The sequence below is a fragment of the Streptomyces sp. KL2 genome (genome assembly GCF_046529545.1).
Lineage (GTDB): Bacteria > Actinomycetota > Actinomycetes > Streptomycetales > Streptomycetaceae > Streptomyces > Streptomyces radiopugnans.
Window position 1 is genome coordinate 1,910,679 of record NZ_CP127170.1, and the last position, 21,723, is coordinate 1,932,401.

Annotated in this window: 21 protein-coding genes; 9 read left to right on the forward strand and 12 right to left on the reverse strand. The window is 75.1% G+C overall.

The genetic code is table 11. The features are described 5' to 3' along the window. The first annotated feature begins 77 nt into the window (after positions 1-77). From QPK52_RS08505 to QPK52_RS08515, 3 genes are read left to right on the forward strand one after another with little or no spacing between them, the layout of a single operon-like run. The gene (locus QPK52_RS08505; RefSeq protein WP_410536596.1) at positions 78-494 is read left to right on the forward strand and encodes a TOBE domain-containing protein; all 417 of its coding nucleotides are present in this window, start codon (positions 78-80) and stop codon (positions 492-494) included. 11 nt (positions 495-505) lie between these two features. Beyond that, positions 506-1,339, forward strand: coding sequence for a molybdate ABC transporter substrate-binding protein (gene modA / locus QPK52_RS08510; protein ID WP_410536597.1), 834 nt, complete (start codon positions 506-508; stop codon positions 1,337-1,339). Then, on the forward strand, positions 1,336-2,187 hold the full coding sequence (locus QPK52_RS08515; RefSeq protein WP_410536598.1) for an ABC transporter permease: 852 nt from the start codon (positions 1,336-1,338) through the stop codon (positions 2,185-2,187). Before modA ends, QPK52_RS08515 begins: the two co-directional genes overlap by 4 nt. A gap of 86 nt (positions 2,188-2,273) precedes the next feature. Here QPK52_RS08515 and moeZ read toward each other — a convergent pair whose 3' ends face one another. From moeZ to QPK52_RS08550, 7 genes are all read right to left on the reverse strand, one after another. Beyond that, positions 2,274-3,452: an adenylyltransferase/sulfurtransferase MoeZ gene (gene moeZ / locus QPK52_RS08520; protein ID WP_410536600.1), complete on the reverse strand. Its 1,179-nt coding sequence runs from the start codon at positions 3,450-3,452 to the stop codon at positions 2,274-2,276. Between the two features lie 63 nt (positions 3,453-3,515). Next, on the reverse strand, positions 3,516-4,280 hold the full coding sequence (locus QPK52_RS08525) for a spherulation-specific family 4 protein (protein ID WP_410536601.1): 765 nt from the start codon (positions 4,278-4,280) through the stop codon (positions 3,516-3,518). Then, positions 4,268-5,185 carry an NAD-dependent epimerase/dehydratase family protein gene (locus QPK52_RS08530; protein WP_410536603.1) on the reverse strand — a complete coding sequence of 306 codons (918 nt, stop codon included), beginning with the start codon at positions 5,183-5,185 and terminating at the stop codon, positions 4,268-4,270. The genes QPK52_RS08525 and QPK52_RS08530 overlap by 13 nt, the downstream gene beginning before the upstream one ends. A gap of 144 nt (positions 5,186-5,329) precedes the next feature. Then, positions 5,330-6,532 carry a hypothetical protein gene (locus QPK52_RS08535; RefSeq protein ID WP_410536605.1) on the reverse strand — a complete coding sequence of 401 codons (1,203 nt, stop codon included), beginning with the start codon at positions 6,530-6,532 and terminating at the stop codon, positions 5,330-5,332. Next, complete coding sequence (locus QPK52_RS08540; RefSeq protein WP_410536606.1) at positions 6,529-8,343, reverse strand: DUF3492 domain-containing protein; 1,815 nt, start codon at positions 8,341-8,343, stop codon at positions 6,529-6,531. Before QPK52_RS08540 ends, QPK52_RS08535 begins: the two co-directional genes overlap by 4 nt. 180 nt (positions 8,344-8,523) lie before the next feature. Beyond that, complete coding sequence (locus QPK52_RS08545; RefSeq protein WP_410536607.1) at positions 8,524-9,918, reverse strand: DUF3152 domain-containing protein; 1,395 nt, start codon at positions 9,916-9,918, stop codon at positions 8,524-8,526. A gap of 5 nt (positions 9,919-9,923) precedes the next feature. Further along, positions 9,924-10,895 (reverse strand): alpha/beta fold hydrolase, encoded by a 972-nt coding sequence (locus tag QPK52_RS08550; RefSeq protein WP_410536609.1) that lies wholly within the window; start codon positions 10,893-10,895, stop codon positions 9,924-9,926. Between the two features lie 122 nt (positions 10,896-11,017). Between QPK52_RS08550 and QPK52_RS08555 the strand changes: the two genes are divergently transcribed. From QPK52_RS08555 to QPK52_RS08570, 4 genes are all read left to right on the forward strand, one after another. Continuing rightward, positions 11,018-11,254 carry a hypothetical protein gene (locus tag QPK52_RS08555; RefSeq protein ID WP_410536610.1) on the forward strand — a complete coding sequence of 79 codons (237 nt, stop codon included), beginning with the start codon at positions 11,018-11,020 and terminating at the stop codon, positions 11,252-11,254. A gap of 205 nt (positions 11,255-11,459) precedes the next feature. After that, positions 11,460-12,086 carry a TetR/AcrR family transcriptional regulator gene (locus QPK52_RS08560; protein WP_093661277.1) on the forward strand — a complete coding sequence of 209 codons (627 nt, stop codon included), beginning with the start codon at positions 11,460-11,462 and terminating at the stop codon, positions 12,084-12,086. A gap of 174 nt (positions 12,087-12,260) precedes the next feature. Beyond that, positions 12,261-12,488 (forward strand): DUF3107 domain-containing protein, encoded by a 228-nt coding sequence (locus QPK52_RS08565; RefSeq protein ID WP_410536612.1) that lies wholly within the window; start codon positions 12,261-12,263, stop codon positions 12,486-12,488. 179 nt (positions 12,489-12,667) lie between these two features. Continuing rightward, a complete protein-coding gene (locus QPK52_RS08570; RefSeq protein ID WP_093661273.1) occupies positions 12,668-12,952 on the forward strand; it encodes a hypothetical protein in 285 nt (94 codons plus the stop codon). A gap of 48 nt (positions 12,953-13,000) precedes the next feature. On the opposite strand, the gene QPK52_RS08575 is transcribed toward QPK52_RS08570, so the two are convergent. After that, positions 13,001-13,774, reverse strand: a complete 774-nt coding sequence (locus tag QPK52_RS08575; protein WP_410536614.1) for a ferritin-like fold-containing protein — start codon at positions 13,772-13,774, stop codon at positions 13,001-13,003. Between the two features lie 581 nt (positions 13,775-14,355). On the opposite strand from QPK52_RS08575, the gene QPK52_RS08580 reads away from it, so the two are divergent. Continuing rightward, positions 14,356-17,019: an alpha/beta fold hydrolase gene (locus QPK52_RS08580; RefSeq protein WP_410536616.1), complete on the forward strand. Its 2,664-nt coding sequence runs from the start codon at positions 14,356-14,358 to the stop codon at positions 17,017-17,019. Here the strand turns inward: QPK52_RS08580 and QPK52_RS08585 are convergent. The 4 genes from QPK52_RS08585 to QPK52_RS08600 form a co-directional block, all read right to left on the reverse strand. Beyond that, positions 17,016-17,621: a MarC family protein gene (locus tag QPK52_RS08585; RefSeq protein WP_410536618.1), complete on the reverse strand. Its 606-nt coding sequence runs from the start codon at positions 17,619-17,621 to the stop codon at positions 17,016-17,018. The two genes, QPK52_RS08580 and QPK52_RS08585, sit on opposite strands and share 4 nt — an antisense overlap. A 53-nt stretch (positions 17,622-17,674) precedes the next feature. Continuing rightward, positions 17,675-18,517: a PHP domain-containing protein gene (locus tag QPK52_RS08590; protein WP_410536619.1), complete on the reverse strand. Its 843-nt coding sequence runs from the start codon at positions 18,515-18,517 to the stop codon at positions 17,675-17,677. Between the two features lie 127 nt (positions 18,518-18,644). Then, positions 18,645-19,295 (reverse strand): DUF6758 family protein, encoded by a 651-nt coding sequence (locus tag QPK52_RS08595; RefSeq protein ID WP_093661262.1) that lies wholly within the window; start codon positions 19,293-19,295, stop codon positions 18,645-18,647. 128 nt (positions 19,296-19,423) lie between these two features. Further along, on the reverse strand, positions 19,424-20,035 hold the full coding sequence (locus tag QPK52_RS08600; protein ID WP_410536621.1) for a suppressor of fused domain protein: 612 nt from the start codon (positions 20,033-20,035) through the stop codon (positions 19,424-19,426). A gap of 482 nt (positions 20,036-20,517) precedes the next feature. Here QPK52_RS08600 and QPK52_RS08605 point away from each other — a divergent pair, with 482 nt between their 5' ends. After that, a complete protein-coding gene (locus QPK52_RS08605) occupies positions 20,518-21,672 on the forward strand; it encodes a magnesium and cobalt transport protein CorA (protein ID WP_410536623.1) in 1,155 nt (384 codons plus the stop codon). Positions 21,673-21,723 lie beyond the last annotated feature (51 nt).

Consider the following 21,723-nt stretch of genomic DNA (forward strand, 5'->3'; position numbering starts at 1 on the left):
CCTGGAACCCGCGAATGCGAACCCCGTAGCCCGATTCGCCTTGCTCATGCCAGCCCGTGCGCCGTAATGTCACGCGTATGCGCTCCTACTCCATGGGCCGGGCGGCCCGGCTGCTCGGCGTCAGTCCCGACACGGTGCGCCGCTGGGCGGACGCCGGACGGCTGCCCACCAGCCGGGACGAGGGCGGCAGGCGGCTGGTGGCGGGCGAGGACCTGGCCGCCTTCGCCGTAGCCCTCGCGTCGGAGGGCCCCGGCGGCTCCGGCGGCTCCGACAGGGACGACGAAGGACCGCACACCAGCGTCCGCAACTCCTTCCCCGGAATCGTCACCGCCGTCCGCCTCGGCGACGTCGCGGCCCAGGTGGAGATCCAGGCCGGGCCCCACCGGCTGGTCTCCCTGCTGACCCGGGAGGCCGTGGAGGAACTCGGACTGGCGGTCGGCATGGAGGCCGTGGCCCGGGTGAAGTCCACCAGCGTGCACATCGACCGGGCGTGAGGCGGCCCGACATGCCCGGTACGCCCGCGCCCCGTGCGCCCCGCGCGCTCCGGCGCCCGCCCCGGCGCCCGCGCGCGGGTACCGGGGCGGGCGCCCTGCTCCTGGCCGTCCTCGTCCCGCTGACCGCCCTGACGGCGGCCTGCGGGGGCGGGGCTCTCGGCCGCACCGGCGACGGCGGCGCGAAGGCCACCGTGACGGTCCTGGCGGCCTCCTCCCTCACCGACGTCCTCGCCGAGGCGGGCGCCGCGTACGAGGAGGAGCACCCGGGCGTACGGCTGCGCCTGTCCTTCGCCGGCTCCCAGGAGCTGGCCGCGCAGATCCGCCAGGGCGCGCCCGCCGACCTGGTCGTCACCGCCGACACCGCGACGATGGAGACCCTGCGGGACTTCACCGGCCCGTCCACCGTGATCGCCCGCAACCGGCTCGTCATCGCCACGGCCCCCGGCAACCCCCTGGGCGTCGGCTCCCCGGGCGACCTCGCCCGCCAGGACGTGAAGGTGGTGCTCGCCGCCCCCGAGGTCCCCGCCGGGCGGTACGGGCAGCGGCTGCTGGAGCGGCACGGCGTCACCGTGCGCCCGGTCTCCCGGGAGCCGAGCGTGCGGGCCGTGCTGAGCAAGGTGGAGCTGGGCGAGGCGGACGCCGGGCTGGTGTACGCCTCCGACGCGGCCGCCTCCGAGGGGCGCGTCGAGGCGGTGCCCGTCCCCGGCGGCGGAGCCGGTGTGCGCTACCCCGCCGCGCCGCTGAAGGACGCCGCCCACCCCGGGCGGGCCGCGGACTTCATCGCCTGGCTGGGCTCCGAACCGGCCCGCCGCCTGCTGCGGGAGGCCGGTTTCCTGCTGCCGTGAACCACCGCACCGCACCCCGCGCCCGGCCGCGCCTCCTGTCCCGCGTACGCACCCGCACGCCCGCGGCGCGCACCCGTACACCCGCTGCGCTCGGCGGTCCTGCCGCGCTGGCGGCCGCCTTCCTGGCCGTGCCCCTGGCCGGGGTGGTGACCCACACGCCCTGGCGGGACCTGGCCGGGCAGCTCTCCTCACCCGACGTGGTCCGGGCGCTGGGGCTGTCCCTGCTGGTCTCCGCCCTGGCCCTGCTGCTCTCCCTCGTCCTGGGCGTGCCGCTGGCGTGGCTGCTGGCCCGCGCCGACTTCCCCGGCAAGGCGCTGGTGCGCTCCCTGGTGCTGCTGCCGATGGTGCTGCCGCCGACCGTGGCGGGCGTCGCCCTGCTGCGCGGCTTCGGGCGCGGCGGCCTTCTCGGCGGGCCTCTGGAGGCTGTGGGGGTGACGCTGCCGTTCTCCACCGCGGGCGCGGTGGTCGCCGCGGCCTTCGTGGCGATGCCGTTCCTGGTCATCGGCCTGGAGGGGGCGCTGGCCGGGATCGACCCGCGCTACGAGGAGGCCGCCGCCACCATGGGCGCGACCCTCCCCCAGACGCTGCGGTACGTCACCCTGCCCATGGTGGCGCCCTCCCTGGCCGCGGGCGCCGCGCTGTGCTGGGCGCGGGCGCTGGGGGAGTTCGGTGCGACGATCACCTTCGCGGGCAATCTGCCGGGGGTCACCCAGACCCTGCCGCTCCAGGTCTACCTGCTCCTCCAGCAGGACCCGGCCGCCGCGACCTCGGTCTCGCTGCTGCTGCTCGCGGTGGCGGCGGCCGTCCTGATCGCGCTGCGCGGACGGTGGCTGGGCCACTCGCGCTGACGCACGCGGCGGCCCCGGGGACATGCCGTCCCCGGGGCCGCTCCCGCGCTCGTTCCGCGCTCGTTCCGCGCCCGCTCGCGGGTGGGTCAGTAGACCGGCTTCTCCGGCTCGATCTGGGTGACCCAGCCGACGACGCCGCCGCCGACGTGGACGGCGTCGGAGAAGCCCGCGTTCTTCAGGACCGCGAGGACTTCCGCACTGCGGACACCCGTCTTGCAGTGCAAGACGATCCGCTTGTCCTGCGGCAGCTCGCCCAGCGCGTTGCCCATCAGGAACTCGTTCTTCGGGATCAGGCGCGCGCCCGGGATGGAGACGATCTCGTACTCGTTGGGCTCGCGGACATCGATGATGTCGATGTTCTCGCCCTCGTCGATCCACTCCTTGAGCTGCTGCGGGGTGATGGTCGAGCCCATCGCGGCCTGCTGGGCCTCGTCGGAGACGACGCCGCAGAACGCCTCGTAGTCGATCAGCTCGGTGACCGTCGGGTTCTTGCCGCAGACCGCGCACTCGGGGTCCTTGCGGACCTTGACCTGGCGGTAGTTCATCTCCAGGGCGTCGTAGATCATCAGACGGCCGAGCAGCGGCTCGCCGATGCCCGCCAGGAGCTTGATCGCCTCGGTGGTCTGGATCGAACCGATGGACGCGCACAGCACGCCCAGCACGCCGCCCTCGGCGCAGCTCGGGACCATGCCCGGCGGCGGGGGCTCGGGGTACAGGCAGCGGTAGCACGGCCCGTGCTCGCTCCAGAAGACCGACGCCTGGCCGTCGAAACGGTAGATCGAGCCCCACACGTACGGCTTCTTCAGCAGCACGCAGGCGTCGTTGACCAGGTAGCGGGTGGCGAAGTTGTCGGTGCCGTCCACGATCAGGTCGTACTCGGCGAAGATCTCCATCACGTTGGAGGAGTCCAGCCGCTCGGTGTGGAGGTTGACCTTCACGTACGGGTTGATCCCGAGCACCGTGTCCCGCGCGGACTCGGCCTTGGGGCGGCCGATGTCCGCCTGGCTGTGGATGACCTGGCGCTGGAGGTTGGACTCGTCGACCTCGTCGAACTCGATGATGCCGAGCGTGCCCACGCCCGCGGCGGCCAGGTACATCAGGGTGGGCGAGCCGAGGCCGCCCGCGCCCACGCAGAGCACCTTGGCGTTCTTCAGACGCTTCTGCCCGTCCATCCCGACGTCCGGGATGATCAGGTGGCGGGAGTATCTGCGGACCTCGTCGACGGTGAGCTCGGAGGCCGGTTCGACCAGGGGTGGCAGCGACACGGAGACCTCAACAGGGTTGGTCGGTGGACGGTTGTTCCTTCCGTAACACTGCCACGCCCTATCTCATTCCGAGACACCAGGTCCGAGGCGCGAGACGATCTCGTCCCAGTAGCCGGGCATGGCCTCCCAGGGGTCCACGGCCTCCCCCCGGCGCCCGCGGCGGGTGCGGTCGGTGAACCAGACGGTGCCCGCCCCCTGCCAGCGCGCGATGCGCACGGCCTCCTCCAGATGGGTGCGCGGCACCCCGTGCACCAGGTGGCAGAAGCGTTCCGGCGAGTGCTCCGCCGTCCACTCGGCCACCTGCGACCAGCGGTAGTCCGCCCACGACCCGGAGAACGTCACGAGCTGGTCGCCGGCCTCCGCGTAGCCGGGGAAGGGGTGGGTGCCGTGCCCGAGGACGATGTGGGCCTCCTCGCCCAGGGCGCGCAGCGCGGCCACCACCCGGCACACCTCCGGCAGGGCGGCCCGGTCGCCCGGGCAGCGGTCCAGGTAGAAGCCGTCCACCCCGTACCAGTCGAGGAAGCGGTGCGCGTCGTGGACCAGCGGGCCGAAGTCACGGGTGCCGTGCCGCAGGTCCAGGTGGCCCAGCACACGCACCCCGGCCTCGCGCAGCCCGGCGGCCGCCGCCGCGCAGTACGGGTCGGAGCGCTCCCCCGGTCCGCGCGCCACGTTGAGCACCGCCCAGTGCACCGGCGCGCCCGGCCGGGTCAGCTCGGTCCACTCCACGGGCGCCACCATCGGGTGCGCGTAGCCGGGCACCCCGACGCCGAGGCGGCCTGGTACTCCGGCGGCCGGTCTGCGCCGGCCGGAACTGGTCAGATACGGCATGCCGCCTCCATCCAGATGTCCGCGAGCGACTCCTCCAGGCCGATCCGGGGCCGCCACCCGAGCCGGTCGCGCGCGCTGCGCACGTCCGCCTGCTGCCAGGGGCCGCAGCCGTCGGGGTACGGGGGCGCCTGCGGGCCGCCCGCCTGGTGCTGGTCGTCCATCTCGTGCACCGCGCCGGTGTGGCCGGCCACCCGGCCCAGCACGGAGACCACCTCGCGCAGCCGCACCGCGCGGCCGGAGCCGATGTTGACCACGCCCTGGGCGGCCGACAGGGCGGCGGCGTGCACCGCCCTGGCCACGTCCCGCACGTCCACGAAGTCGCGCTGGACGGCCAGCCCGGCCAGCCTCAGCTCGCCGTCGCCCTGCTGCATCACCCGGCGCATCGCCTCCGCCAGCCGTCCCAGCGGCGAACCGGTGGGCGTGCCCGGACCGACCGGGGAGAAGACGCGCAGCACGATGGCGTCCAGCCCGGAGCCCAGCACCAGTTCGCTGGCGGCGAGCTTGCTGACGCCGTACGGACTGCCGGGGCGCGGCACCGCGTCCTCCCCGGTGGAGGAGCCCGCCGGGGAAGGCCCGTACTCGGCGGCGCAGCCCAGGTGGACCAGCCGGGCCCCGCAGCCGCTGCGGCGCAGCGACTCGCAGACGGTGGCGGTGGCCACGGTGTTGTGCCGGATCAGGTCCCGTGCGCCGCCGCGGGTGGCGCCGGCGCAGTTGACGACGACGCCCGGGTGGACGGCGTCCAGGAAGCGGGTGAGCGCCCCGGGACTGCCGGTGGACAGGTCGAAGCGGACGTCGGCGTCGTCGCCCCGGCCCAGCGCGGTGAGCTGGACGGCGGGGTCGGCGAGCAGGCGGTCGGCCACATGGCGGCCGAGGTATCCGTTCGCGCCGATCAGCAGCACTCTCATCGGGCGTCCTCCCGCACTGCTGTGGTGACGCCGGTGGCGCGCGAAACGGTCATCGGGTGTGCTCCTTGGTCGATGGTGCGCGGCGCGCGAGGGTCGTGTGCGCCGGCGGAGACGGTCGAGGGGCGGAAGGGGCCGGGCGCCGGATCACGGCTCCTCCCGGTGGTGGGCGGACGCGCCGGTGAGACGGGAGGCGGCGACGGCCGACAGGGCCAGGGCCGCGCAGGCGCAGGCCGCGGCGGGTACGGCAGCCGGCCCCCAGGCGGTGGCCAGCGCCTCCACGGGGCGGCCCGGGAGCGTCAGGCGGGTGTGCCCGGAGGCCGCGGCGGCGGCGAGCGCCGCGGCCTCCAGCGCGCAGGCCGCGACGACGCCGCCCGCGGCGGCGGCCGGGAAGCCGTGGGCGGACAGCAGCAGGGCGGTGAACAGCAGGGTGCCCAGCGCGGCCGCCTCGGCGATCCGCGCGCCCTCCGGGCCGGTCACGCCGCCGATCACGCCGTCGATCACACCGCCGGACGGGCCGCCGGTGAGGCCGCCGTCCACGAGCGCGTGCGCGGCGGCCAGCACGGCGAGCAGGGTGGCCGCGAACAGCGCGACGGCGGCGGCGAGCAGCGGGCGCGTCCGGGCCGCGAACTCCTCCAGGCTGCGGCTGTCGCCGAGCCGCGGCCTCGCCCGCGCGGCGAACCAGCGCGCGCACCACACGGCGGGCGCGACGGCCAGCGCCAGGCCCAGCGGCACGCACCACTCGCCGGGGAGAACGTCCACCACGGGCACCCGGCCGTCCAGCGCCCAGGCCAGAGGGCGGCCGCCGGCCAGAGCGTGTCCGGCCAGCAGGCAGCCGCCCAGCACGGCGGTCCCGCTCAGCGCCGTACCGCGCAGGCACAGCCGTACCGACAGCAGGACGAGCAGGGCTCCGGCCGCGCCGGCGGCGGCACGGGCGGGCGCCGGGAGGCTCTCGGTGAGCGCGTACGCGGCCGGTGCCGCCGCGCACAGTCCGCCGGGTAGCAGGGGGAGCAGCGCGGCGACCGCCGAGCGCGCCCGTCCGGCCCCCCGGCTGTGCCGGAGGGTCCGTGCGCCGGGCGCCTCGTCCCGGGGTCCTCCGGCGCCGGCTCCGTCCGCTCCGTGGACCTCGCCGGCTCCGTCGGCGCGGGGAGTGCGGGCGTACAGCTCCTCGGAGAGGGAGAACACGTCCCGGTGCCGGTAGCGGGCCGCGGTGCGGTCGGTGATCCCGTGCGCCTCCAGGGCCGCGGCGATCTCCAGCGGGTCCACGGCCCGTGCGCACAGCTCCCGGTGGTGGTGCAGCAGCGAGCGCACGGGGTCGGCGGGCCGGTGCGGATACGGCGGGACGTTCACCGGCGCCCCCTCCCCCGTCCGGCGGGCACGCCCGCCGCGGCCGTACGGGCCCAGCTCGGGGCGCGGGCCGGACGCCCGCCGGATCGGGCGGCCGCCGGGGCGGCGGGCGCGGCGGGAGCGGTCCAGCGGCCGGGAAGGTGGGCCTCGGGCGGGCGGGCGAACGGCAGCGCGGCGGAGGCCGGGTCGGCGGGCCGCGGACGCCGCGAGAGCAGTTCCAGGTAGATGCCGCGGAACGACGCGGCGTTCCGCTCCGCGGTGAACAGCTCCTGGGCCCGGGCCCGCGCGGCGGCGCCCAGCCGGGCACGGCGGGCCGGGTCGCGCAGCAGGGCCGTGCAGGCGTCCGCCAGGGCGCGGGGATTGCGCGGCGGCACCACCAGCCCCGTGCCTCCGATGGCCTCGCACACCGCGCCGACGTCCGTGGAGACCGTGGCCCGGCCGGCGAACATCGCCTCGACCAGTGAGACCGGGAAGCCCTCCACCACGCTGGAGAGCACGGCGACGTCGGCGGCGGCGTAGGCGTCGGCGAGCCGGGGAAGCGCGGGGTCGCCGATCCGCGCGAAGCAGACCGGGTTCTCCCCGACGCTGAGGGGGCCGGCGGCCTCGTCGGGGAAGAGCTGCGCGGCCAGCGCCCGGCAGTGCGCCAGGTACCGCGCCGACTCCGGGTCCCGTTCCGGGGCCGGGCCGCCGGGCCGTTCGGCGATCAGCAGCCGGGTGCCGGGCACGGCCCTGCGCACCTCGGCGAAGGCGTGCAGCAGGCCGACCAGATCCCTGGCGGGACCGGTCCGCCCGACCCACACCAGCACCGGGTCCGGCCGCTTCCGCCCCGCGTCCTCCCCGATCTCCGTCAGCTCCGTCAGCTCCGTCGCGTCCATGCCCGGGTAGACCGTGCGCAGTCTCCCGCGGTCCGCCCCGCACCTCTCCTGCCAGCGCCGGGCGTGGGTGTTGCCGGAGGTGACCAGCTCGGCTCGGCGGTACGCCTCGCGCGCCAGGTTCCCGTGGAGGGAGGCGAGCAGGGCCCGCACCGGCGCGCTCACGGCGTCCGGCGCGACGGCGTGAGCGGCACTGGCGAGGTAGTGCTCGCGCAGCCGCACGCCGTACTCGGTCACCAGCAGGGGCGTGCCGAAGAGGCGCCGGGCCAGCAGGCCGGGGAGCGCGGCGGGGCCGCTGCCCACCGCGTGGCAGAGGTCCGCGGCCGCGAGACCGGAGGTCTTCCCCCCGCTCCCGTCCCCGTACCAGTCCAGCGACAGCGGCCGCAGCGCCCTCTCCAACTGCTCGGCGACCGTGAGCAGGTCGGCCGGTGTCGCCGAGCGCACGGCCCGGAGCGCACCGGGGGCGCGGCACGCGCTCTCCAGCAGCCGGACCGCCTGTTCGGAGCGGAGGGCCGCGGGGAGTCCGCCGTGCTCCCGGGCCAGGTCCGCCAGCCCGTGGAGGCCGTCGGCGAAACGGTCCGCCTCGGCGGCGGCCCCTCCGTCCCCGCCCTCCGCGCCCTCCACCACCGCGCCGCCCGCACCCGCGCAGACCGCGCGGGCCAGGTCCGCGAAGTGCTCGCCGAACCGGCGCCTCGGGCGCCGCCCGTATCCGCTGCGGCGCCCGTCGCCCCCGGGGGCGGGGCCCCACAGCGGGGCGGTGCGCACCCTCCGGACGTTGACCGGCAGCGCGGGCCATGCGCCGTCCCTGTGCCGCTCGTCGCGGCCGAGCGCGTGGACCTCGAAGTCGTGGCCGTCCAGACCGCGCACCAGCCGGTCGCACCACACGGACGAGTCACCGCGCGGATAGGGATAGCCACCCTCCGTGAGCAGTGCGATGCGCACCTGTCCACCCCCGTTCCTCCTCCGGGCCACCGGCCGTCGCCGTGGCGTCGCGGGAAGACGTTATGCGCGAGGCGGGGCGGCGCGGCGGACGGTTGTCCGCCACACCACCGGAAGGGGTGAACTACCGTGACTTTCGGCGCGATTGAACGTTCGGTCGTCTACGGCGGGCCGGAGGGGCCGTCAGGCGTCCGGGAACGGCCAGGCGTTGGGCCGGCAGGTCGCCCCGCCCACCGTCAGGTACTTCGTCTGCTGCATCATCACCGGCGCCAGGGCGCCTTCCTTCGGGCAGTTCACATGGCCCTTGCCGAGCCGGTGGCCCACCTCGTGGTTGATGAGCATCTCCCGGTACTCCCGGATCCGGTCCGGGCCGAAGGTGTCCGCACCGCGCGCCCACCGGTAGGCGTTGATCATGACGCGCTCGGTCGAGGCCGAGTCGCACGAGACGTTGTCGACCGTGGTGTCCAGACCCGATCTGGCGCACCACTTCGCGGTGGTGGAGGGCGAGGCGAGCGTGATCACGAAGGCCGGGGCGACGCCTCCGGACCCCCGGGGCTTCCCGGAGACCCGCTCGAAGGTGCGGGCGCCCCCGTGGCTCCAGCTCCGCTCGTCGTTGAGGGTGCGGTGGACGGCCTCGGCGAACAGTTCCCCGTCCAGCGGCAGCCCGTCCTCGACGTCGACCCGGTAGCGGACGACCTCCCCCTTGCCGGGCGCCTCGTCCCGTCCGGCGACGGCGGTGAGCCGGCCCGATCCCTCGAAGTCCGGGGCCAGGTCGAACAGCCGCCCCATCCGCTCGCCGTAGGAGGCCCGCGTCCCGGACCGCGCCTTCCCCTCGTCCGCTCCGTCCGAGGGGGTGGGACGTGCCTCGGAGCGGGAGGCGTCCGAGGCGCCCGCCCGCGGGGCGTCCCCGCCGGCCCGCAACTGCCGGTCCATGCCGCTCCGGCCGTCGGCGACCTGCCCGGCCACCACGACGGCCAGCACGGTCGTCACGGCCGCGGCCGCGACCCCGGTGAAGGCCCGGCCGCGCCCGCCCCGCGCGCCCCGTGCGCCGCGCCCGTCCCGGCCGCCACCGCCTTCGCCGTTCCGGCCGTCTTCGCCGTTCCGGCCGTCCTCGCCGTTCCGGCCGTCCTCGCCGTCCGGCTCGTCCGCGCGGAGGCCGCCGGCCCGTCCCCGGGCCCCGGCTCCGGGCTCCGGCTCGGACCCGTCCGCACGCGGTACGCCCGGCGAGCCGTAGACGCCGTCGTCGAACGCCTCGACGTACTCCCGGCGCGGCATCCGCCCCGTCCCGTACACCGTCTCCCGCGGCGGTCCGGCGGGCCCGTGCCCGGCGCCCGGGGCGGGGGGCCGCCGCGGCGGCAGGCCCCAGCCGCCGCCCGGTTCGCGCTGCTCGGGATGGCCACCGCGGACCCGTGGCGCGCCGTGCGGGCCGGCGACGCGCCCGTCGGGCTGGAGGTGCGGCGGGGCCGGACGGGGGTGCGGGGCCTCCTCCGGGGCCGGCCGGGCCGCGGGCCGCTGCCCGTCGGCCGTGGCCGTCGGCTTGCCGCTGCCCGGCCGGCCCCGGCGACTGTGACGTCCCACGACTGTCAACCCCTGCCCGTATCGGTTTCTCCCAGCAGATCCCGGAAGGCGCTCGCTACCGCCTCCGGATATTCCATCATCGCGACGTGCCCCGCGTCGGGAAGCGCCAGCAGCCGCGATTCGCGGAACGCGGCGGCGGCCCTGCGCGCCATGCGGAACGAGACCAGCAGGTCCCGCCCGCCGTACACCAGCAGCGTCGGCGCCAGCACCCGCTCGGCCTGGCGCCACAGCGCGTGCTGGCCGCCGAGGGTGTAGGCGTTCACCAGGCCGCGCGCCGACCGGGAGAGCGAGTCCCAGAAGTACGGCAGGGCCAGCCGGCGCTCGTACTCAGCCACGGCCGCCTCGAACTCCTCCTGCGAGACCGCCGCCGGATCGCCGTAGCACAGCGCCAGGAGCTCCCGGGTGCGCCGCTCGGCCGTCCAGTGGCGGGTCATCCGCCCGAAGAGCCTGGTGGCTCCGGGCACCGCCAGCAGGGCGGTGGGGATCGCGGTCCGCTGCGGGCGCAGTTCGGGCAGGGCGGGCGAGACGAGGGTGAGGGTGCGCACCAGGTCGGGCCGGACCGCCGCGACCCGGGTGGCGACCGCGCCGCCCAGGGAGTTGCCGAACAGGTGCACCGGGCCGCGCCCGCGGACGTCGAGGTAGCGGATGACGGCGCGCGCGTGCGCGGAGACCGAGTAGTCGCCGTCGTCGGGCGGCGGCGAGTGGCCGAAGCCCGGCAGGTCGAGCGCCTCGCCCTCGACCTCGTCGGCCAGCTCCCGCATCAGCGGGGACCAGTTCAGGGAGGATCCGCCCAGGCCGTGTACGTACAGCGCGGCGGGCAGCCCCGCGCGCCGGCCCGGCCGTCCGCGCACCGACAGCGTCAGGCCGGGCAGCGACACGGACCTGTGCGTCTCGCCCTCCCCGGCGCGCGACCGACCCGAAGGGGGGACCTCGATCGGGGCCGCCGCCTGCGGCTGCGGCTGCTCGGTCGATGACATGGGGCAATGTTACGAGACGATCACTGCCGCTCTCACGTGTTCGGGGTCACACCTTCCTCGCCTCCGCGATTCTCCTCTCCTAGGCTCGTGTGGAACCCCTTCAGCCTGGAAAGAGGATCGTCATGTCTGTTGACCCCACCGACCCCGACACCTTCGACCGGTTCGAGGACGAGGAGGAGAGGCCCGCGGCCGAGCGGTTCGGAGTCGAGGCTCCCGAGGCGGACGCGGCCGAACAGCACGCGGAGGTCCTGCCCCGCGGGGACGCGCCGCCGCTGGCCACCGCCTCACCGGAGGTGAATCCCGCGGACGCCGCCGAGCAGGCGCGCGTCGTCGAACTGGACGAGGACGATTACCGCTAAACCGATACATCGCGCGTTCGAGGCGCGGATTTCCGTGCCCGCCGGACGCACAGGCGGTTTACCCAAAAGTACGATGGCGGACGCAGCGCACCCCGCGCGCGGAAGCATCGACGACCTCTCCCCGGATTCCCCGGGCCCCCGGACCCCCGGGGCTCGGTCCGGGCCCTGCCCGGGAGACGTTCCAGGGAGACCCCAGGAGGCGAGCGTGACAGCCATCGAGCAGACCGAGGCACGCCCGCGTGGCACACGGCTGCCACGCCGGGCCCGACGCAACCAGTTGCTCGGTGCGGCACAGGAGGTGTTCGTCGCCCAGGGCTACCACGCCGCGGCCATGGACGACATCGCCGAGCGCGCGGGTGTCAGCAAGCCGGTGCTCTACCAGCACTTCCCCGGCAAGCTCGACCTGTACCTGGCCCTGCTCGACCAGCACTGCGAGGCGCTGGTCCAGTCGGTGCGCGCGGCACTGGCCTCGACCTCGGACAACAAGCACCGGGTCGCGGCGACGATGGAGGCCTACTTCGCGTACGTGGAGGACGAGGGCGGGGCGTTCCGGCTCGTCTTCGAGTCCGACCTGACCAACGAGCCCGCGGTGCGCGACCGCGTGGACAAGGTGAGCCTGGACTGCGCCGAGGCGGTCAGCGAGGTGATCTCCGAGGACACGGACCTGCCCCCGGACCAGGCGATGCTGCTGGCCGTCGGGCTGTGCGGCATGGCGCAGATCACCGCCCGGTACTGGCTGAGCGCCGGGCAGAAGGTCCCGCGCGACACCGCCACCAGGCTCATCTCCTCGCTGTCCTGGCGGGGCATCGCGGGCTTCCCGATGCACGGCTGACCCCTGGCCGCCCTCCGCCGCGCGACCGTCCGGTGTTCGCTGTCGGCGTGCGGTCGCGAGCGGCCCACCGCCCCCGCGAGGGCTAATGTTGCTGGCATGACGGCGCGGCCTGCCCGCGCACCCCGCCCCGGCTCAGCCAGGGAGAATCACCAACCGTTCGGAAGGGACATAGCCGTGGAGGTCAAGATCGGCGTGCAGCACGCGCCCCGCGAGATCGTTCTGGAGAGCGGGCAGACGGCCGAGGAGATCGAGCGCGCCGTCGCCGAGGCGCTGACCGGCAAGTCGCAGCTGCTCAGCCTGGTGGACGAGCACGGTCGCCGGGTGGTCGTCCCGGCCGACCGGCTGGCCTACGTGGACATCGGCGAGCCCAGCGGCCGCAAGGTGGGCTTCGGGGCTCTGTAAGGACCCGCAGGGATCCGCGGCGCTCCGGAACCCGGCGACGGGACCGGCCGCGAGGTTCGTGGGAGCGGTGTACGGAGGGCCGGGCGGGATTCCCGCCCGGCCCTCCGTTTCGTCCTCCGCGCGCCCTGGGTAGGACCGAGTAGCCCGATGCGCACCCCACCGGCCCGCAGGAGGACCCAATGCTCTGGGAAGTGCTCGGCTCGGCGCTCGTCGGTCTCGCCGTCGCCCTCGTCGCCGGCCACCGTTTCGCGGACCGGTTCCGCGACCGGTCCCTGGTTCTGGTCACCGGACCCGCGGCCGCCTTCGGCGGCGGCGTGATCACGCGCGTGGTGCTGGGCCCCGGGTACGCGCTTCCCACCCTCGTGGTCGCCGCCCTGGTCGCGGCGGCCCTGCTGTCCCTGCTGGTCCGCCCCCGCCACCGCGGCGGTCCGGCGGCCGGCCGGCCGCGCGTGGGCGCGGCCTGAGGCGGCGCGGCCCGAAGGCCGTGCCGCCCGGGCGGCGCGGCGCGCCCGTCAGGCCGCCAGTCCCAGCGCGGCCATGCGCTTGGTGTGGGCCTCGGTGATCCGCGAGAACATCCGGCCGACCTCGGCCAGGTCGAACCCCGCGGTGACCCCGCCGACCAGCATCGTCGACAGCGCGTCGCGCTCGGCGACCACCCGCTGGGCCTGCGACAGCGCCTCGCCCATCAGGCGGCGGGCCCACAGGGCGAGCCGGCCGCCGACACGGGGGTCGGCCTCGATGGCCCCGCGCACCTTCTCCACCGCGAAGCCGGAGTGCCCGGTGTCGTCCAGCACGCCCAGCACCAGGGCGCGGGTGTCGGAGTCGAGGCGGGCGGCGACCTCCCGGTAGAAGTCGGAGGCGATCGAGTCGCCGACGTACGCCTTGATCAGGCCCTCCAGCCAGTCCGACGGCGCGGTCTGGCGGTGGAACTCGTCCAGCGCGGCGGCGAACGGCTCCATCGCCGCGGCGGGGTCCTCGCCGATCTCCGCGAGCCGGCCGCGCAGCCGCTCGAAGTGCTGGAACTCCGCCGACGCCATGGAGGCCAGCTCCGCCTTGTCCACCAGGGTCGGGGCCAGCTTGGCGTCCTCCGCGAGTCTTTCGAAGGCGGCCAGCTCCCCGTAGGCCAGCGCGCCCAGCAGGTCCACGACCGCCGCCCGGTACCGGGGGTCGGCCGAGGCCGCGGCCCAGTCCTGGACGGCGGTCTCCTCGGTCTCCTCGACTCCTCCGGTCCTCTCGGCCTTCTCGGGTCCCTCGGGGCCGGCGGGGGATGTGTCAGACGTCTCCATGCCGGGCACAATAGCCCGCCGCCAGGCCGTCCGACCTGCCCGGGAGGTGCCCGGCACGGTCCGGGGCGGCCTCCGCGGCGGCCCGGAACCGAAGATCGGCCGGGCGCGGATGCGGGATCAGGGGGTACAGTGATATTAGGCCCGCTTCCTGACAGCGGGTTCTGCGCATACTGTGTTATCCGGGCTCCGGGGACGTTCCCCGGGCCCGCAACGGATGCCCGGTCGGTGGCCCGATCGGCTCCGACACGACCGCCCTCCACGCGGGCCGTATGCGGAGCGACGGCTGCGGAGACACGCAGCCGGGCGTTCCGTACGGACCGCGGTGAGGGGCCCGCTCGCGCGGTACGAGCGCTTGAGCGAGAGCCCGTGGTCCTGCGCCGCGAGGCCGCCCGACAGGCAGCCGGCGTCCGGCGCGGTACGACCCACCCCGCTCCCCCGGGGTGCGCCCTCGCTCCCCCGTCCCGCGTCTCACGGAAGAGGCAAGCATCCTGACCACCACATTCCGAGAGCTCGGGATCCTTCCCGAGACCGCCGAGGCCCTGGAAGCCGTCGGCATCACGTCCCCGTTCCCCATCCAGGAGATGACCCTCCCGGTCGCCCTGTCCGGATCGGACGTCATCGGCCAGGCCAAGACCGGCACCGGCAAGACCCTCGGCTTCGGCCTGCCGCTCCTGGACTCCGTCGTCGTCCCCGCCGACGTGGACGCCGGCCGGGCCACGCAGGACCAGCTGACCGACGCCCCGCAGGCGCTCGTGGTCGTCCCCACCCGCGAGCTGTGCCAGCAGGTCACCAACGACCTCCTGACCGCGGGCAAGGTCCGCAACGTCCGGGTGCTGGCGATCTACGGCGGCCGCGCCTACGAGCCCCAGGTCGAGGCGCTGAAGAAGGGCGTCGACGTGGTCGTCGGCACCCCGGGCCGGCTGCTCGACCTGGCCGGCCAGCGCAAGCTGAGCCTGGCGCACATCCGCACGCTGGTGCTGGACGAGGCCGACGAGATGCTCGACCTCGGCTTCCTGCCGGACGTCGAGAAGATCATCCAGCAACTGCCCGTCAAGCGGCAGACGATGCTGTTCTCCGCGACCATGCCGGGACAGGTCATCTCCCTGGCCCGCCGCTACATGTCGCAGCCCACCCACATCCGCGCCACCGCGCCGGACGACGAGGGCGCGACGGTGGCCAACACCGCGCAGCACGTCTTCCGGGCGCACTCGCTGGACAAGGTGGAGATGGTCTCCCGGATCCTGCAGGCCACCGGCCGCGGACTGGCGATGATCTTCTGCCGCACCAAGCGGACGGCGGCCGATGTGGCCGACCAGCTCTCGCACCGCGGTTTCGCCGCGGGCGCGGTGCACGGCGACCTGGGCCAGGGGGCGCGCGAGCAGGCGCTGCGCGCCTTCCGCAACGGCAAGATCGACGTGCTCGTCTGCACCGACGTCGCCGCCCGCGGCATCGACGTCGAGGGCGTCACGCACGTGATCAACTACCAGACGCCGGAGGACGAGAAGACCTATCTGCACCGCATCGGCCGCACCGGCCGCGCGGGCAACACGGGTACGGCCGTCACCCTCGTCGACTGGGACGACATCCCGCGCTGGCAGCTGATCAACAAGGCGCTGGACCTGGACTTCAACGACCCGCCGGAGACGTACTCCACCTCCACGCACCTGTACGAGGCGCTGGACATCCCCGAGGGCACCAAGGGGATACTGCCGCGCGCCGAGCGCACCCGCGCCGGGCTCGCGGCCGAGGAGGTCGAGGACCTGGGCGAGACCGGAGGCCGGGGCAGGGGCCGCGGCCGCGGGGCCGCGACCACCGCCACCGCCACCGCCACCGAGGAGCGCGCGCCGCGCACCCGCACCCCGCGCCGGCGCCGCCGTACCCGCGGCGGCCTGTCCATGGAGCACCCCGGCGCCGACACCGCCCCGGAGCCGGCGGGCCCGGCCGGCGAGGCCGAGGACGCCGGATCGCCGGCGGACGCCTCCGGCGAGACCCGCAGGCCGCGCCGCCGCCGTCGCACCCGCGCCGGTTCCGCTCCCCAGGCAGGCCGGGCCGAGCAGTCCGCGCACGCCGGGGCCCCGGCCGCGCAGGGCGGCGAGGGCGCACCCGCGGACGGGCGGCGGACGCCTCCGGCGATGCCCGCAGGCCGCGCCGGCGCCGTCGTACGCGCGGTGGAGCCGGCGCCCGCTCGGCGACTCCGGAGACCACCCCGGAGAGCTGACGGCACAAACGGCGCGCCCCCGGGCGCGCCGTCGCACACCGGACGCCCGCCCCCGCCGCACCCGCGGCGGGGGCGGGCGCCGTCATGGGTGCGGGTATGGGCGCGGGCGGTGGCCGCTAGCCTCGCCTCCATGAGCAAGCCGCCGACCCTGACCCTGCCGCCCGGCGCCCGGGCGTACCGCCTGAAGACCGCGCGCGGCGAGTTCGCCGTTCACGACGCGGGTGAGCCGCGCGCCGGTACGGCCCTGCTGGTGCCCGGGTTCACCGGCAGCAAGGAGGACTTCATCGCCCTGCTCGCCCCGCTGGCCCGCGCGGGCTTCCGTGTGGTGGCCGTGGACGGCCGCGGGCAGTACGAGACCGAGGGGCCGCGCGAGCTCGGCGCGTACGCCCAGGACGAGCTGGCCCAGGACGTACTGGTCCAGGCGGAGGCGCTCGGCGGGAACGTCCACCTGCTGGGGCACTCCCTGGGCGGGCTGATCGCCCGGGCCGCCGTGCTGCGGGACGCGGCGCCCTTCCGCTCTCTGACGATCATGAGCTCCGGCCCCGCCGCCATCGCACACCTCCAGCAGGAGCGCACCAGGATGCTGATCGAGGCGCTGGCGGTGCTGGACATGGAGTCCGTGTGGCGGGCGATGCGCGACCTGGACCCGCCCGAGGCCGCGGACGAGGCCACCGACCCCGCGGTCGGCGAGTTCCTGCACCGCCGCTGGCTGGCCACCGTCCCCGAGCAGCTCGTCGCCACCGGCCGCCAGCTGCTGACCGAGCCGGACCGGGTCGGCCCGCTGGCGGCCGTGCCCCTGCCCAAGCACGTGCTGTCGGGCGAGGTGGACTACGCCTGGCCGGTCGCGCTGATGGACGAGATGGCGCGGCGGCTGGACGCCCGGCGCACGGTGGTGGCGGGGGCCGAGCACTCGCCGGGGGCCGAGCGTCCCGCGGAGACGGCCGAGGCGCTGGCCGCCTTCTGGCACGACTGCGGGGACGGGGCGGAAAGCGGGACGGGGCCCGGGTCCGGGGCCGGCTCCGTCTAGCCGCCCTGGATGAACCGGGTGACGCCGTTGGCGATCTGCTGCACCGCGATCGCCGACAGCAGCATGCCCGAGAGCCGGGTCACCAGGACCACGCCGCCGTCCTTGATGACGCGGATGATCAGCAGCGAGTACCGCATCACCAGCCAGAGCACGATGTGCAGCACGACGATGGCCGACCACACCGCGGCGTGGTCGGCCGGCCCGTCCGCCCGCTGCACGGCCAGGATGACGGAGACGATCGCGCCGGGCCCGGCCAGCAGGGGCATGCCCAGCGGCACCAGCGCGGCGTTGACGTCCTTGGTCTGCGTGGGCTCCTCGGCCCTGCCGGTGAGCAGGTCCAGGGCGACCAGCAGCAGCAGGAGACCGCCCGCGACCATCAGCGCGGGGATCGACACGTGCAGGTAGTCCAGGATCTGCTGCCCCAGCAGACCGAAGACGGCGATCACGCCGAAGGCGACGGCGGTGGCCTGGAGCGCCATCCTGCGCTGGACCTTGACCGGGCGTCCGGAAGAGAGGGCGAGGAAGATCGGGATGATGCCGGGCGGGTCCATGATCACGAAAAGCGTGACAAAGACGGATCCGAAGAGGGCGACGTCGAACACGGTGCTGCCTTGCTTGATGTGCGCGGTGCGCGCGGTGCGGATCTGAGGGCGGTTCAGGCGGAGACGGGCGCCGTGCCCGACCCGCGGGCGGCGATCTCGGCGTAGACGTCGGGGTCGGTGGTGTACTCCCCGAGCCGGCAGGTCTTGCGGCTGCCGTGGTAGTCGCTGGAGCCGGTGGCCAGCAGACCGAGGTCGCGGGCCATGCCCCGCAGCCGCTCGCGGGTCGCGGCGTCGTGGTCCATGTGGTCGGCCTCGATGCCGTCGAGCCCGGCGGCGGCCAGCTCCGCGATGGCGCTCTCCGGTACGCACCGCCCGCGTTTGACGGCCAGGGGGTGCGCGAAGACCGCGACTCCGCCGGCGCCCTTGATCAGCCGGACCGCCTCGAAGGGGTCCAGTTCGTGCTTGCCGACGTAGGCCCGGCCGTCGTCGGCGATCCACTCGGCGGTGAAGGCGTCGGAGACGGTCTCGACGACGCCCAGCTCCACCATCGCGCTCGCGATGTGGGGACGGCCGACCGAGCCGTCCCCGGCGATCCGGGCGACCCGCTCCCAGGTGATCGGCACGCCCAGCTCGCGGAGTCTGGCGACCATGCCCTGGGCCCGCGGCACCCGGTCGTCGCGGACGAGTTCGCGCTCGCGCGCCAGCTCGGGCTCGGCCGGGTCGAACAGATAGGCCAGCATGTGCAGGCTCACACCGTCCAGGCGGCAGGAGAGCTCCGCGCCGGGGACGAGGGTGAGGCCCGCGGGGAGGGCGGCGATCGCCTCGGCGTACCCGGCGACCGTGTCGTGGTCGGTCAGCGCCACCACGTCCAGTCCGGCGGCGGCTCTGCGCACCAGCTCGGCGGGGGTGTCGGTGCCGTCCGAAGCGGTGGAGTGGGTGTGCAGGTCGATGCGCACGGTATGTGACTCCCACGGCGGACGGCTGAGGCGGACACCCCAGAGTAGAACAGGCGCGCGCCCGGCCCCTCCCCCGCCCGGTCCCTGCCGCGCCCCGCGCCCGTCCCGCCCCCGGCCCGGCCGCCGGTCAGGCCCCTGGGCGGGTGAGCAGCTGGGGGGAGAGCGCCCCGCACGGCACCAGCTCCACCTCGGCCCCCGCCTCCCGCAGATCCGTGAGCACCAGCTCGTCGTACATCAGCATCCCGGACTGCTCGGGCCAGACGATCGCCCACAGCCACAGGCCGCGGGCCTCCCCCGCGAACACCGCCCGGTCCTCGGGCGCCTCGTCCACCAGCCACAGCGGGGTGGGCCGTCCGGCCGCCAGGACCTTCGCGTGCGGGGGCCGGTCCACGTCGATCAGCGGGCCGGGGTCGGGGCCGGGCACTCCGGCGTAGCGCGCCCCCAGTCCGACGCCCAGCTCCTCGGCGACCAGCAGCAGTTCGCCGGGGCCGCCGAGCGGGCCGGGCCCGGAACAGGCCACGGCGGTGGCGCGGCCGCCGCTGCGGTCGTCGCCCGCGTAGGCGATCCCGGTGAACAGCCAGCCGATCGGCAGCGGCCAGGGCATCCACACCGGGACCTGGGCTCTGTGGAGGACCACGCCGAGCGCCTCGACGCTCGGCGGGAGCACCGGCTGCAGCGGATGGACCGTGCCGTGCACATCGCACTGCCAGGAGTCGGCGAAGAGACCGGGCGCCCTGACACGGCCGCCGCACTTCGGGCAAGTGGGTTCGCCCCTCATGGGGCCCACGGTCCTCCCCGGGAAGCCCGGCGTCAAGGACGATCACTCGTACGGATCGTCCGGGGCGCGCCCGGCGGCGGCCGGCCGGAGGGCGCGGACGGTGCTCCGGACGGGGTCCGGGCGGGATCTCAGTCCGTCAGGGAGACGGACGCCCGCCGGGGATCGCGCAGGTCCGTACCGCGGGCCAGCCAGCGCTCCTGTAGCTCCGCCGCGCCGTGCACCCGCTTCCAGGCCGCCTCGTTGGGCGTCATCGGCAGCAGGGGGAGGAAGCGCACCGGGTCCATCGGCGGATCCAGTTCCAGATCCTCCACCAGTCCTCCGGGCTCGGCGACCAGCACGGAGGTGAAGGGGGCGCCCGGCCACAGCGGCTCGCCCACGTCCAGCGAGGCGCCGGGGGCCACGACCACGCCCTCGACCTGGGGGGAGGCGGCGAGCACGGCGAGCGGGCGCAGCACCTTGTCGGTGTCGGCCAGACCGGCGCGCACCGTCAGCACCAGCTCGGCGCGGGGCCCTCGTTCGGGGTCGGCCAGTACGGCGGCGGGGTCGGCCATGGGAGCGGCGGACATCCCCAGGGTGGCGTAGCGCACCAGGCCGTTCCCGCCGCCGGAACCCTCCCGGGTGTCCGGGAAGCGCAGCACCTCGATCCGGTCGGCGCCCAGGAAGGTCACCGCCGCCCGTGCGTCGGGCTCGCCCAGGGCGCTGCGCAGCCGGGCCTCGACCAGTTCCAGAACGTGTGCCATACGGCGAGCATAGATCGTGTATTGATCAGGCAAAGAGGGTACGAGTCGGCCCCGGAGCGGGAGGTGAGGAGCGTCCGCGGGTGCTACCGTTGACTGCTGGTCAAGGCGTGTACACAGATTTCCCCCAGCGGGGACCGGCCGGAGGAGGTGGGGCTGCGATGGATCCGAGTCGACCGTGCAGTACCAGCCGCTCTTCCGTACGGCAGCCACGTCCCCTTGCCTGAGGGCCTTCCTCCCCCCACCGCCGAGCGGTGAAACCCTGGAAGTCCCTTTTTTCTCCTGCGGACCGGCTTCGCGGAAGAGCGCATGAGTCCCCTGCTCGACCGACGTTCTCAGCGAATGCCGCCTGTGCGTACGGTCCCGCGTGGTGCCCGCTTTGCAGACCTCCGGCCCGTGGACTTCCCGTCGACGGCCCCGTAGGCCCCCATTCCGGGCAGCGCTGCGCCCGTTCACCGGCGGCTCGGCACGCGAAGGAGCCCAGCATGTCGATGATCCGTGACCTGCGCGCCGCGGTCCGCCCCACCCTGCGCCGGGGCGGCCGCTCCCCCTACGCCCACGACGCCTCCGGCGTCGACACCACCGCGACCAGCGCGGTGGTGGACTGCGCCGTCTACCGCGACGGCCGCCGCGAGTCGCGGCACATGACCCCGGCCGAGGCCCTGCGCTCCCTGCGCGCCGGGGAGCAGCAGGGGCCCCAGGGGCCGCAAGGGGGTCCGGGCGGCGGGGCGTTCGTGTGGATCGGTCTGCACGAGCCCACCGAGCGGGAGTTCTCCGGCATCGCCCGCGAGTTCGGCCTGCACCCGCTCGCCGTGGAGGACGCGGTGCACGCGCACCAGCGGCCGAAGCTGGAGCGGTACGACGACTCCCTGTTCACCGTCTTCAAGACGATCCACTACGTCGAGCACGCCGAACTCACCGACTCCAGCGAGGTGGTGGAGACCGGCGAGGTGATGTGCTTCACCGGCCGGGACTACATCATCACCGTCCGGCACGGCGGTCAGGGCTCACTGCGCACCCTGCGCCACCGGCTGGAGGACGACCCCGAGCTGCTGGCCAAGGGCCCCTCGGCCGTGCTGCACGCCATCGCCGACCAGGTGGTGGACGGCTATCTGGCGGTCGCCGACGCGGTGCAGGACGACATCGACGAGGTGGAGATCCAGGTCTTCTCCGAGAGCGCGGGCAAGGGCCGCCGGGGCCGCGACGCCGGGCGGATCTACCAGCTCAAGCGCGAGGTGCTGGAGTTCAAGCGGGCGGTCTCGCCGCTGCTGCGGCCGATGCAGCTGCTGAGCGAGCGGCCGATGCGGCTGGTCGACCCCGACATCCAGAAGTACTTCCGCGACGTGGCGGACCACCTGACCCGGGTCAACGAGCAGGTGCTCTCCTTCGACGACCTGCTCAACTCCATCCTCCAGGCGAACCTGGCCCAGGCGACGGTCGCGCAGAACGAGGACATGCGGAAGATCACCTCATGGGCGGCGATCTTCGCCGTCCCGACGATGATCGCCGGGATCTACGGCATGAACTTCGAGTACATGCCGGAACTCCAGTGGCGTTACGGCTACCCGGCCGTCATGGCCGTGATCGTCGGGATCTGCTACGCCATCCACCGAGGCTTCAAGCGCAACGGCTGGCTGTAGGAACGGCCCGCCGCGGGGCCCGGGGGCGGGGACCGGAGACCGGACGGGGCG

Bases quoted from the DNA above. Each gene is read 5' to 3' on its own strand.
- QPK52_RS08505 (WP_410536596.1), top strand. From the start codon at position 78: ATGCGCTCCTACTCCATGGGCCGGGCGGCCCGGCTGCTCGGCGTCAGT.
- modA (WP_410536597.1), top strand. From the start codon at position 506: ATGCCCGGTACGCCCGCGCCCCGTGCGCCCCGCGCGCTCCGGCGCCCG.
- QPK52_RS08525 (WP_410536601.1), bottom strand. From the start codon at position 4,280: ATGCCGTATCTGACCAGTTCCGGCCGGCGCAGACCGGCCGCCGGAGTA.
- QPK52_RS08530 (WP_410536603.1), bottom strand. From the start codon at position 5,185: ATGAGAGTGCTGCTGATCGGCGCGAACGGATACCTCGGCCGCCATGTG.
- QPK52_RS08550 (WP_410536609.1), bottom strand. From the start codon at position 10,895: ATGTCATCGACCGAGCAGCCGCAGCCGCAGGCGGCGGCCCCGATCGAG.
- QPK52_RS08555 (WP_410536610.1), top strand. From the start codon at position 11,018: ATGTCTGTTGACCCCACCGACCCCGACACCTTCGACCGGTTCGAGGAC.
- QPK52_RS08570 (WP_093661273.1), top strand. From the start codon at position 12,668: ATGCTCTGGGAAGTGCTCGGCTCGGCGCTCGTCGGTCTCGCCGTCGCC.
- QPK52_RS08575 (WP_410536614.1), bottom strand. From the start codon at position 13,774: ATGGAGACGTCTGACACATCCCCCGCCGGCCCCGAGGGACCCGAGAAG.
- QPK52_RS08580 (WP_410536616.1), top strand. From the start codon at position 14,356: ATGACCCTCCCGGTCGCCCTGTCCGGATCGGACGTCATCGGCCAGGCC.
- QPK52_RS08595 (WP_093661262.1), bottom strand. From the start codon at position 19,295: ATGAGGGGCGAACCCACTTGCCCGAAGTGCGGCGGCCGTGTCAGGGCG.
- QPK52_RS08600 (WP_410536621.1), bottom strand. From the start codon at position 20,035: ATGGCACACGTTCTGGAACTGGTCGAGGCCCGGCTGCGCAGCGCCCTG.
- QPK52_RS08605 (WP_410536623.1), top strand. From the start codon at position 20,518: ATGTCGATGATCCGTGACCTGCGCGCCGCGGTCCGCCCCACCCTGCGC.